At 74.0% G+C, this 10,719-nt stretch carries 11 protein-coding genes; 4 read left to right on the forward strand and 7 right to left on the reverse strand.

All coding sequences use genetic code 11. The annotated features are described in order from the left end of the window. Positions 1-87: 87 nt before the first annotated feature. A complete protein-coding gene (locus tag ABZZ17_RS39260; RefSeq protein ID WP_356884071.1) occupies positions 88-1,179 on the reverse strand; it encodes an amidohydrolase family protein in 1,092 nt (363 codons plus the stop codon). Between the two features lie 82 nt (positions 1,180-1,261). Between ABZZ17_RS39260 and ABZZ17_RS39265 the strand changes: the two genes are divergently transcribed. Then, entirely contained in the window at positions 1,262-2,332 is a 1,071-nt protein-coding gene (locus ABZZ17_RS39265; RefSeq protein ID WP_356884052.1) for an aminotransferase class V-fold PLP-dependent enzyme, read from the forward strand. A gap of 62 nt (positions 2,333-2,394) precedes the next feature. Here the strand turns inward: ABZZ17_RS39265 and ABZZ17_RS39270 are convergent, their stop codons facing one another. From ABZZ17_RS39270 to ABZZ17_RS39295, 6 genes are all read right to left on the reverse strand, one after another. Next, the gene (locus tag ABZZ17_RS39270) at positions 2,395-3,453 is read right to left on the reverse strand and encodes an aminotransferase class V-fold PLP-dependent enzyme (RefSeq protein ID WP_356884053.1); all 1,059 of its coding nucleotides are present in this window, start codon (positions 3,451-3,453) and stop codon (positions 2,395-2,397) included. Positions 3,454-3,556: 103 nt separating this feature from the next. Beyond that, positions 3,557-4,264: a DsbA family oxidoreductase gene (locus ABZZ17_RS39275; protein ID WP_356884055.1), complete on the reverse strand. Its 708-nt coding sequence runs from the start codon at positions 4,262-4,264 to the stop codon at positions 3,557-3,559. Positions 4,265-4,386: 122 nt separating this feature from the next. Beyond that, the gene (locus ABZZ17_RS39280; protein WP_356884057.1) at positions 4,387-4,878 is read right to left on the reverse strand and encodes a GNAT family N-acetyltransferase; all 492 of its coding nucleotides are present in this window, start codon (positions 4,876-4,878) and stop codon (positions 4,387-4,389) included. A gap of 64 nt (positions 4,879-4,942) precedes the next feature. Beyond that, positions 4,943-6,391, reverse strand: a complete 1,449-nt coding sequence (locus tag ABZZ17_RS39285) for a penicillin-binding transpeptidase domain-containing protein (protein ID WP_356884059.1) — start codon at positions 6,389-6,391, stop codon at positions 4,943-4,945. Positions 6,392-6,453: 62 nt separating this feature from the next. Beyond that, positions 6,454-7,047: a helix-turn-helix transcriptional regulator gene (locus tag ABZZ17_RS39290; protein ID WP_356884061.1), complete on the reverse strand. Its 594-nt coding sequence runs from the start codon at positions 7,045-7,047 to the stop codon at positions 6,454-6,456. A gap of 172 nt (positions 7,048-7,219) precedes the next feature. Further along, positions 7,220-8,002: an IclR family transcriptional regulator gene (locus tag ABZZ17_RS39295; RefSeq protein WP_356884063.1), complete on the reverse strand. Its 783-nt coding sequence runs from the start codon at positions 8,000-8,002 to the stop codon at positions 7,220-7,222. A gap of 137 nt (positions 8,003-8,139) precedes the next feature. Here ABZZ17_RS39295 and ABZZ17_RS39300 point away from each other — a divergent pair, with 137 nt between their 5' ends. From ABZZ17_RS39300 to ABZZ17_RS39310, 3 genes are all read left to right on the forward strand, one after another. Continuing rightward, positions 8,140-9,663, forward strand: coding sequence for an aldehyde dehydrogenase (NADP(+)) (locus ABZZ17_RS39300; RefSeq protein WP_356884065.1), 1,524 nt, complete (start codon positions 8,140-8,142; stop codon positions 9,661-9,663). Positions 9,664-9,838: 175 nt separating this feature from the next. Next, positions 9,839-10,060, forward strand: coding sequence for a hypothetical protein (locus ABZZ17_RS39305; RefSeq protein ID WP_356884067.1), 222 nt, complete (start codon positions 9,839-9,841; stop codon positions 10,058-10,060). A gap of 53 nt (positions 10,061-10,113) precedes the next feature. Then, the coding region (locus tag ABZZ17_RS39310) for a TerD family protein (protein WP_356884069.1) at positions 10,114-10,719 on the forward strand (606 nt) is incomplete at its 3' end.

Below are 10,719 nucleotides of genomic sequence, written 5' to 3' on the forward strand. Positions count from 1 at the left end.
CGCGGGCTTCCGCCCGGCGCACCGAGAGCACGCACCAGACGCCGCAGGGCCGCCCTCCGGGCGACGACGGGAGTTTGACGACAGGCCCTAGGCGCGGACCCTGCCGTTCACGATCACCCGGTCCGGCTGCGCCAGCGCCCGTACGTCGGCCCGCGGATCGGCGCCGTAGACGACGAGGTCCGCCGGCGCGCCCTCGGACAGACCGGGTCTGCCGAGCCACTCGCGTGCCGCCCAGGCCGTCGCCGAGAGGGCGTCCAGCGGCGGGATCCCGGCCTTGACGAGTTCCATGACCTCGGCGGCGACCAGCCCGTGGGGCAGGGAACCCCCCGCGTCGGTGCCGACGTACACGGGGACGCCCGCGTCCCAGGCCGCCCGGACGGTGTCGTACCGCCTCTCGTGCAGCCGCCGCATGTGCGCCGACCAGCGGGGGAACTTGGCCTCGCCGCCCGCCGCCATCTTCGGGAACGTGGCGATGTTGACGAGGGTCGGCACGATCGCGACCCCCCGTTCCGCGAACAGCGGGATGGTGTCCTCGGTGAGCCCGGTGGCGTGCTCCACGCAGTCGATGCCCGCCTCGACCAGGTCCCGCAGGGAGTCCTCGGCGAAGCAGTGCGCGGTGACCTTCGCGCCCAGCCGGTGCGCCTCGGCGATGGCGGCCTCGACCTCGGCGCGCGGCCAGCAGGCCGTCAGGTCGCCGGCCTCGCGGTCGATCCAGTCCCCGACCAGCTTCACCCAGCCGTCGCCCCGCCGGGCCTCGCGGCCGACGTACTCGACGAGGTCGGCCGGTTCGATCTCGTGGGCGTAGTTGCGGATGTAGCGGCGGGTCCGGGCGATGTGCCGGCCCGCCCTGATGATCTTCGGGAGGTCCTCGCGGTCGTCGATCCAGCGGGTGTCCGAGGGGGATCCGGCATCGCGGATGAGGAGCGTTCCGGCGTCCCGGTCGGTGAGCGCCTGCCGTTCGGCGGTGTCCGCGTCGACCGGGCCGTGGGAGTCCAGGCCCACGTGGCAGTGTGCGTCGACGAGGCCGGGCAGCGCCCAGCCGGTGACCGTGGTGATCTCGCGTGCGGTGCGCGGCCGCTCGTAGGAGATCCGGCCGCCGACGATCCAGAGTTCGTCGCGCACCTCGTGGGGCCCGACGAGCACCCGCCCCTTCACATGCATGACTGCGCCGTCATCCATGGCCATTGCATCGGTCATGTCGGCACTGTACGTGCGTGCTGGGTACGCTCGACCGGTAACCCCGGACGAAGAGAGCAGCCCCGTGACCCACCCCCTCCTGGACCTTCCGCCGCTCACCGCCGAGCACTTCGCGTCGATCGAGCGGGGGGTCGCCCGGCTCCTCGGCACCCGGCAGGACGTGGTGATCACGCAGGGCGAGGCGCTGCTGCCGCTGGAGGGCTGCATCCGCTCGGGGGCGCGGCCGGGCTCGACGGCGCTGAACGTCGTCACCGGCCCCTACGGAACCACCTTCGGGAACTGGCTGCGCGACTGCGGGGCGAGCGTGGTGGACCTGGCGGTCCCCTTCGACACGGCGGTTTCGGGCGAGCAGGTGGCGCGCGCGCTGGCCGAACACCCGGAGATCGACTTCGTGTCGCTCGTGCACGCGGAGGCGGCCACCGGCAACACCAACCCGGTCGCGGAGATCGGCGAGGCCGTACGGGCCCACGGGGCGCTGTTCATGCTGGACGCGGTCGCCTCGGTGGGCGCCGAACCGCTGCTGCCGGACGCGTGGGGCGTCGACCTGTGCGTGATCGGCGCGCAGAAGGCGATGGGCGGCCCGGCGGGCGTCTCGGCGGTGTCGGTGTCGGAGCGCGCGTGGGCGCGGTTCGCCGAGAACCCGGCGGCTCCGCGCCGGTCGTACCTCTCCCTGCTCGACTGGAAGGAGCGCTGGATCGACGGCGGCCGCACGGCGCTGCTGCACGCGCCCGCGCAGCTGGAGATGCTGGCGCTGGAGGCCTGCCTGGAGCGGATCGGGGCGGAGGGCCTGGACGGGGTCCTGGCCCGGCACGCGGGCGCGGCCCGGGCCACGCGGGCCGGCGCCGCCGCGCTGGGCCTCGCCCCCTGGGTGCGCGATCCGGCGCAGGCCGCGCCCGTCGCGACGACGCTGCGGGTCGCGGACGCCTCCGTCGTCGTGGCGAAGGCCCTGTCGGCGGACCCGGCGGCCCCGCTCGCGGCGGGCGGCGGAGCGCTGGCCGGGGAGATGGTCCGGGTCAACCACTACGGTCCGGCGGCCTCGCCGGAGGCGGTCGCGGCCACGCTGAAGGCCCTGGCCTCCGCCCTGTCCGCCGACCCGACCCCGGCCCTCGCGGCGGCGTCGGCGGCCTGGCGGTGACGGGCGGGGGCTGACAGCCCGGCGGCGCTGGGCGGGGGCAACGGCCCCCGCCCGGCGCCGTGTCAGTCCGCGAGGACGTCCAGCAGCCGGTCGACGTCCGCCTCGGTGTTGTAGAGGTGGAAGGAGGCCCTCAAGGCGCCCGCGCGGGCGGCGGTGGACACACCGGCCGCGAGCAGTCCGGGCTGCCGGTGGGCCAGGCCGGGGACGGAGACGATGGGGGCCCCGCCCGGCACCGGTTCGTGGCCGAGGCGGGCCAGGCCGGCCCGGTAGCGGGCGGCGAGGGCGGTGTCGTGGGCGTGGACGGCCTCGATACCGACCCGCTCCAGCAGGGCCAGGGCGGGTTCGGCGGCGTGGTAGGCGAGGAATGCCGGGGACTCGTCGAAGCGGCGTGCGTCGTGGGCGAGTTCCGGCATCGGACCGTAGGTCGCGTCCCACATGGACTCCGCCGCCACCCACCCCGCGTGGAGCGGGGTCAGGTCCTGCTGGGCCTCCTCGGACACCGTCAGGTACGAGGCCCCGCGCGTGCCGAGCAGCCATTTGTAGCCGGCGGTCACGGTGTACTCGTAGGGCGCGGCGTCGAAGGGCAGCCAGCCCGCGGCCTGGGTGGCGTCGACGAGCATCCGCGCGCCGTGGGCGCGCGTCGCCGCGCGGACGGCGGGGAGGTCGGCCGTACGTCCGTCCGCGGACTGTACGGCGCTCAGTGCCACCAGAGTCGTGTCGGGGCCGACGGACTCGGCCATCGACTCCAGGGGGGCGAAGCGGACCTTGAGGTCGCCGCGCACCACGAAGGGGTTCATGACGGAGGCGAAGTCGTTCTCGGGGCACAGGACTTCGGCGCCGGCCGGGAGGGAGGCCGCGACGAGCCCGACGTGGGTGGCGACGGACGAGCCGACGGCCACGCGGCCCGGGGCGACCCCGACCAGCCGTGCGAAGGCGGCCCGTACCCGGTTGACCCGGTCGAAGTCGCCGAAGCCGGCGGGGTCCGCGACCCCGGCCGCGTCGGCCAGGGCCCGTACCTCGGCGACGGCCGCGCGCGGGAGGATCCCGCAGGTGGCGGTGTTCAGGTAGGTGGTGGAGTGCGCGAACTCGGCGCGGGACACGTCAGAGAGCGGAAGACCCATGCCGTCAACTCTGCGCCAGGAACGACCCAAAGTCCATTGCCGAGTTCTACTCATTCACCCCAAGGATGCCTTATATGCGACCGGATCCCTTCCGGTCACGGCACTAGCCCTGCTGCGGGACGGCGCAGGCCCCGTCGGGCTCGCACGCGTCGGCGGCGGCGGGTTCGGCGACCTCGCGTCCCGCCCAGGCCTGCTCCAGCGCCCGGGTGAACACCTCGGCCGGCTGTCCGCCGGAGATGCCGTAGCGGCGGTCGAGGACGAAGAACGGCACGGCGTTGGCGCCCAGTTCGGCCGCCTCCCGCTCGTCGGCCCGTACCTCGTCGGCGTAGGCGGAGTCGTCGGCGAGGACCGTGCGGGCCTCCGCGCCGTCCAACCCGGCCTCCACGGCGAGGGTCACCAGCACCTCGGGGTCGAAGACGGAGCGCTCCTCGCCGAAGTTGGCGCGGTAGGCCAGGTCGAGCAGCTCCTCCTGGCGGCCGCGGGCGGCGGCCAGGTGCAGCAGCCGGTGGATGTCGAAGGTGTTCCCGTGGTCGCGCCCCTGCGTCCGGTACGTCAGCCCCTCGGCGCGGGCACTGGCCGCGACGTGCTCCTCCATGCCGCGGGCCTCTTCGAGGGTGCGGCCGTACTTCTTGGCGAGCATCTCGACGACGGGAGCGGTGACGCCCTTGGCGCCGGCCGGGTCGAGCTCGAAGGACCGGAAGACGACCTCCACCTCGTCGCGGTGCGCGAACTCCGCCAGGCCCTTGGTGAAACGGGCCTTGCCGATGTAGCACCACGGGCAGGCGATGTCGCTCCAGATCTCGACGCGCATGTTCCTTCTTCTCTCCGGTTCCGGGGGTGGGGCTCGGGTTTCGGGGTTCGGGGGTTCTCGGGCTCGACGGCGAACGGTTTCGGGTTCAACCGTTTTGGGTTTGAACCATGCGCCGTCCCGTCTCATTCCCCGGACGCGGGAGGGACGCGCAGCCAGAGGGTGAGGTGGGAGCCGGAGCGGGCGGCGGACGGCTCCGGGCTCCAGCCGTGGGCGGCGTAGAAGGCCTGGGCACGGTGGTTGTGCTCGAAGACCTCCAGGCGGACCCGTTCGATCCCGGCCCGGCGCCAGGCGTCGAGGCAGGCCGCGTGCAGGGCGGCGCCGGTTCCCCGGCGCCAGTGGCCCGGGTCGACGTGGAGCTGGGTGAGGGTGGTCTCGCCGTCGGCGGTGCGGAAGGCGGCGACACCGGTGACCTCGCCGTCCCGCTCGGCGCACAGCACCTCGCCCTCCGCCGCGACCCGGGCGACGGCGCGGGACCAGGCCTCGCGGGCCCGCTCGACCGCACGGTCGCCCCTGTAGGTCTCCTCGGGGACCCGGCCCTCGTAGTAGGTGGCCCGGGCCCGCACGTGCAGGGCGGCTATGGCGTTGACGTCGGCGGCGAGCGCGGTCCTGATCATGGACAGGGAAACGCGCCGGGAACCCGCTCCGGTTCCCGGCGCGCCGGTCCTGCCCCCGCGGCGGCTACTTCTTCAGCCAGGCCGCCATCATCTTCTGGGCGATGGGCGCGGCCAGCTTGCCGCCGCCGATCTCGGTGCGGTCGGTGTCGGAGTTCTCGATCATCACGGCCACCGCGATCTGCTTGTCGCCGGCCTTGGCGTACGAGGTGAACCAGGCGAGCGGCGGGATGCTGTTGTTCACGCCGCGCTGCGCGGTACCGGTCTTGCCGCCGACCTCGGCGCCCGGCACCTGGGCGGGCTTGCCGCCGCCCTCGGTGGCGACCGTGCGCATCGCGTCGGCGAGCATCGAGGCCGTCTTCTGGCTCATGACCTGGTCGGACTTCGGGCTGGTGAAGCTCTCCAGGACGTTGCCGTCGGCGTCGGTCACGTCGGAGACCATGTGCGGGGCGACCAGCTTGCCGCCGTTCTGGATCGCGGCGGTCACCATGGCCATCTGGAGCGGGGTGGCCTGCACGTCGAACTGGCCGATACCGGTCTGCGCGACCTGGTCGACCGACATCTTCTTCGACGGGTACTTGCTGGGCGGGTTGGTCCGCACCGGGGTGTCGATCTGGACGTTGAAGCCGAGCTTCTCGGCCATCGCGCGCATCTTGTCCTGGCCGAGCTTGGAGGCCAGCTCGGCGAAGACGTTGTTGCAGGACAGCTTGAGGGCGGTGCGGGCTGAAACGTTGTTGCAGGCCGCGTCGCCCGCCTCGCTGGGCAGGTTCGTGCGGGTGCCGGGGATCGTGTACGGGGCGGCGATGCCGGTCGGCTGGTCGATGCCGGCGACGAGCCCGTTCTCGATCGCCGCGGCGAGGGTGACCAGCTTGAAGGTGGAGCCGGGGGCCTGCGGCTTGCGCAGCGCGACGTTCTCCATCGCCTTGCCCTTGTCGGCGGAGAGCTCCTGCCAGGCGGCGGAGTCGTTGGCGCCCGTGATGCGGCCCGGGTCGTACGACGGGTTGTTCACGACGGCCAGGATCGCGCCGGTCGCCGGGTCGATGGCCACGGCGCTGCCCTGCTTGCCGTTCAGCGCGTCGTAGGCGGCCTTCTGGACGCCCTTGTCGATGGTCGTCAGGACGTTGCCCGGGTCGGCCCGCTTGTTGGTGAGCATGTCCATCACCGTCTTGAGCCGGGTGTCGGAGCCGTTCAGGACGCTCTTGTAGACGCCTTCCAGCATGCTCGTGCCGTAGGCCTGGGAGCTGTATCCGGTGATCGGCGCGTAGAGCGGTCCGTCCACGTACGTCCGCTTGTACCCGAAGTCCTTGCCGGCCGTCTTCTCCGAGCCGGTGATCGCCTCCCCGCCCACGATGATGTTCCCCAGCGGGTTCTCGTACTGCCCGATGAGGTTGCGCCGGTTGTGTTCGTCGTCTGCGAGGGCCTGGCCTTGGTACGCCTGCACCCAGGTGACCCGCACCAAGAGGGCCAGCACGAGAAGCAGACAGAAGACCGACGCACGCCTGATCGTTTTGTTCATCCCCCAGAAGGACGCGCGAGCGGCCCCGTGCGTTCCGCTCTGCCCCGATTGTGGCGGGGTTCTCAGCCTTTCCTCATGATGAAGCCCCCCTCGTACGCCGCGATGACCGCCTGGGTGCGGTCGCGGGAGCCGGTCTTGGCGAGGACCGACGCCACGTGCGTCTTGACGGTCTGCGGTCCGACGCCGAGCCGCCGGCTCAGCTCGTGGTTGGACAGTCCGGTGGCCATCAGACGCAGGACATCGGCCTCCCGGTCCGTCAGCCGGGCCACCCAGGGCGGGGCGGCCAGGGTGCGGACGGCGGCCACGATCGGGGCGAGGAGACCGGTGGCGACGAAGACCGGGACGGTCAGCAGCCAGGCCGGTATCCGCAGACCCCAGGGCCGGGTGAACGCGAACACGAGCAGGATCACGCAGGCGTCCATGGCCAGCGTCATGCCGTTCGCCACGACGATGACCGGCCCGCGCTCCAGCAGCACGCTGCCGTCCGGTATCCCGATCCGGCTCCCCGCCACCCAGGCGGCTTTGAGGGTCAGGTAGGGAACCGTCGCGGCCAGGGCCGCCGCCCGAAAGATCCGGCGCCCGGTCCCCGGAGCGGGGGCCGGCGCCGGGGAAGGCGGCCGCGTCGCATGCGTCGTGTGCGGGGCTCGTGTGGTCATGTCCCCACGGTCCCGTGCGCGCCGCCCCGCCACCTCCCCCACGAAGGTGAACCGCCTCCCCCACGTGGGGGAGGTACACCCGCCTCCGCCGCGCCCCGTGCGCGGCCCGCGCCCACCGGTGCCGCGCCCCGCCGCCTCATTGCCCCCGCGCCCGCCCCCGCGCCCCGCGGCCTCACATGCGCCGCGTCACCACCGACAGCCGGTCCCGGGCCTCGAACAGGGCCGCCTTGATCACCTGCTCGTGCCCCGCCGTCAGCCGGGCCACCGGCACGGAGCAGCTCACCGCGTCCCGCGCCGGCGTGCGGTACGGCACCGCCACCCCGAAGCAGCGCAGCCCGAGCGTGTTCTCCTCCCGGTCCAGGGCGTACCCCTGCTCCCGCACCAGCGCCAGTTCCTCCACCAGCTGCTCCCGGTCGGTGATGGTGTGCTCGGTGACCGCCTCCAGCCGCCGCGGCAGCAGCCTGCGCACCTCCTCGTCGGTGTGCGTGGCGAGCAGCGCCTTGCCGAGCGCCGTCGAGTGGACGGGCAGCCGCCGCCCGACGCGGGTGAAGGGCCGCAGGTAGTGCTGCGACTGCCGGGTGGCGAGGTAGACGACGCTGGTCCCGTCCATCCGCGCCAGGTGGATGGTCTCGGTGGTGTCGTCGGAGAGCCGGTCCAGGGTGGGCCGGGCCGCGGCGACGACCTCGTCCCCGTCGATGTACGAGCTGCCGACCAGCAGGGCCCGTACGCCGATCCCGTACCGGGTGCCCGTGGCGTCGGTCTCCACCCACCCCAGGCCCACCAGGGTCCGCAGCAGCATGTAGAGGCTGGACTTGGGCAGGGAGAGGTCGTTCTGGATGTCGGCGAGGCTGTGCAGGCCCGGCCGCGCCGCGAAGTGCTCCAGGAGCAGGACGGTGCGCACCGCCGACTTCACCGGCGCCGCCGTGGCGTGGCCCTCCGACTCGGCTGTCGTCATACGCCTACTTCCCCTCTGGTCGGCTCTGATCGCCTCTTGTCACGCGGTGGACGCGGAAATAGAGTCCGCAGCAGAAGTGATCATTCATCCACCGGAACGGCGTTCAGAATACTGAACGATCCAGGAGGTAGCGGGCGATGGCAGCGACACCAGTCTGGAGTGTGGACCCCCGCACCGGGAAGCAACGCGAACGGGTTGCGGTGGAAGCCACACCCCACGAGGTGGACGGGGCCGTACGCGCGGCGCACACGGCCCGCGCCGCACTCGCCGACGCCACCACCCGCGCCGCCTTCCTGCGCGGAGCCGCCGGGCTGCTCGACGGGGCCGCCGACCTGGTCGTCGCGGCCGCCGACGCCGAGACCGCGCTGGGCCCGGGCCGGCTCACCGGCGAACTCGCCCGCACCACCGGCCAGCTGCGGGCCTTCGCCGACGCCGTCGACGAGGGGTCCTACCTCGACGTCCGCATCGACCGGGCCGATCCGTCGCTCACCCCGCCGCGCCCCGAGCTGCGCCGCTACAAGGTGCCGCTGGGGGTGGTCGCCGTGTACGCCGCCTCCAACTTCCCCCTGGCCTTCTCGGTGCCGGGCGGGGACACCGCGAGCGCCCTGGCCGCCGGCTGCCCGGTCGTCGTCAAGGCCCACCCCGACCACCCGGCCACCTCCGAGCTGTGCGCCTCCCTGCTGCGCCGGGCGGCCGTGGCGGCCGGGCTGCCGGCCGAAGTGGTGGGCCTGGTGCACGGCTTCGACGCCGGCCTGGAGCTGATCCGCCACCCGCTGGTCTCCGCCGCCGGGTTCACCGGCTCCATCCGGGGCGGGCGGGCCCTGTTCGACGCGGCCGCGGCCCGCCCCGTACCGATCCCCTTCCACGGGGAACTGGGCTCCCTCAATCCCGTCGTGGTCACCGGGGCGGCCGCCGCCGAGCGGGCCGAGGAGATCGGCACCGGGCTCGCGGGGGCCGTCACCCTGGGCGCGGGCCAGTTCTGCGTCAAGCCCGGCCTGGTCCTGGTGCCGGACGGCCCGGACGGCGACCGGCTCGCCGACGCGCTCGCCAAGTCCCTCGCGGAGACCGGACCGGGCGTGCTGCTCGACCACCGGATGCGGGAGAACTTCCTGGCGGGGGTCCGCGAGCGCGCCGCCCTGCCCGGAGTCACCGCCCCCGTCGCCCCGGGCCCCGGCGGGGACCACGCGGTCGCTGCGGGCTTCCTGAGCGTCGGCGCCCGCGACCTGCTGGAGGGCGGCGCGCACGAGCCGCTGCTGGAGGAGTGCTTCGGCCCGGTCACCGTCGTCGTCCGGTACTCCGGGCAGCGCGAGGCGGCCGACGTGCTGGGCCGCCTCGGCGGGAACCTCAGCGCCACGCTCCAGCTGTCCCGCGCCGAGGGCGAGGGCGCACCGGGTCCGGCCGGCGAGCTGATCCGGCAGGTCACGGAGCTCGCGGGCCGGATCGTGGTCAACGGCTGGCCCACCGGGGTGGCCGTGGCCCCGGCCCAGCACCACGGCGGCCCCTACCCGGCCGCCACCTCCCACTCCACCTCCGTCGGCGGCACCGCGATCGAGCGCTGGCTGCGACCGGTGGCCTACCAGTCGGTGCCGGACGCCCTGCTCCCGGCGGAACTGCGGGAGGCCAACCCCCTGGGCCTGCCGCGCCGCGTGACGGGCGGCTGACACGGGACGCGGGCGGCTGCCCCCGGACCGGGCCGACGGCGCACGAGCGCTCCGGTGCCCCGCGCGGGGTGCCGGGCGGCGGCCGGACGCCGGGGCCCGCGCGGGGGCGGCCGACGGGGCCGGGACTCCGGTAATTGCGTTGCCGCCCCGCACCCGGCGCGGCAGGCTGCTGCCCATGCCGAAGCCGCAGGGATTCACGTACGAGAAGCACGGCGACGGCACCGTCGTCATCACGCACCGGGGTCGCGCCGCGGGCACCCTGCGCGGGGGCCGGGCCGACAAGTTCCTGGCCGAGGTGGAGTCCGGCGACGCGCAGCTGGTGATGGCCCGCTGGACCGGCGCCTACAAGTTCGGCAACGAGCGCATGGCCAGGAACCACCCGCGCAACCGGCGCTGAAATATCCCGCGAGGGTAAGGGAACGGCAAAGCCCCTCCGGTCGTTCTCCCGGCATGACCGCTATGACCCCTGGTTCCAACCTGCCGCTCAACACCGCCCGCGTGACGGTGGACGTGGCCGCCCCGGTGCGGCTCGACGTGTCGGGGCTCCTGCTCGCGGCGGACGGCAAGGTGCGTTCCGACGCCGATTTCATCTTCTACAACCAGCCTTCGGGCCCGGGCGTCAGCTACCGGTCCGGCGGCGGGTCGGCGCCGGACTCCATCACGGTGGACACCTCGGCGCTGCCGCCGGGCATCGAGCGGATCGTGGTCACGGCCAGCCCCGACGCCGCCGGGCAGACCTTCCAGGGCGTCGAGCCCACCGCCACCGTGCGGGACGCGGCCGGCGGCTCGGTGATCGCCACCTTCACCCCGCCGCAGCTCGGTTCCGAGACCGCGCTCGTGGTCGTCGAGGTCTACCAGCGCGCCGGCGCGTGGAAGGTCCGCGCGGTCGGCCAGGGGTACTCCAACGGCCTCGCCGGGATCGCCACCGACTTCGGGGTCTCCGTGGAGGACGAGCCCGCCCCGGTGGCGGCCGCCGCCCCCGCAGCCGGAGATGCAGCCCGAGGGGCCACCCCGGGATCCCGCAGAGGACGGCGACGGCGACCTGACCGGCCGGCC

It is taken from the genome of Streptomyces sp. NPDC006512 (assembly GCF_040611935.1).
In the GTDB taxonomy this organism is placed as follows: Bacteria; Actinomycetota; Actinomycetes; order Streptomycetales; family Streptomycetaceae; genus Streptomyces.

Coding starts and splice junctions, on each gene's coding strand:
- ABZZ17_RS39285 (WP_356884059.1), bottom strand. CDS start 6,391: ATGAACAAAACGATCAGGCGTGCGTCGGTCTTCTGTCTGCTTCTCGTG.
- ABZZ17_RS39290 (WP_356884061.1), bottom strand. CDS start 7,047: ATGACCACACGAGCCCCGCACACGACGCATGCGACGCGGCCGCCTTCC.
- ABZZ17_RS39270 (WP_356884053.1), bottom strand. CDS start 3,453: ATGGGTCTTCCGCTCTCTGACGTGTCCCGCGCCGAGTTCGCGCACTCC.
- ABZZ17_RS39260 (WP_356884071.1), bottom strand. CDS start 1,179: ATGGATGACGGCGCAGTCATGCATGTGAAGGGGCGGGTGCTCGTCGGG.
- ABZZ17_RS39280 (WP_356884057.1), bottom strand. CDS start 4,878: ATGATCAGGACCGCGCTCGCCGCCGACGTCAACGCCATAGCCGCCCTG.
- ABZZ17_RS39300 (WP_356884065.1), top strand. CDS start 8,140: ATGGCAGCGACACCAGTCTGGAGTGTGGACCCCCGCACCGGGAAGCAA.
- ABZZ17_RS39305 (WP_356884067.1), top strand. CDS start 9,839: ATGCCGAAGCCGCAGGGATTCACGTACGAGAAGCACGGCGACGGCACC.
- ABZZ17_RS39275 (WP_356884055.1), bottom strand. CDS start 4,264: ATGCGCGTCGAGATCTGGAGCGACATCGCCTGCCCGTGGTGCTACATC.
- ABZZ17_RS39295 (WP_356884063.1), bottom strand. CDS start 8,002: ATGACGACAGCCGAGTCGGAGGGCCACGCCACGGCGGCGCCGGTGAAG.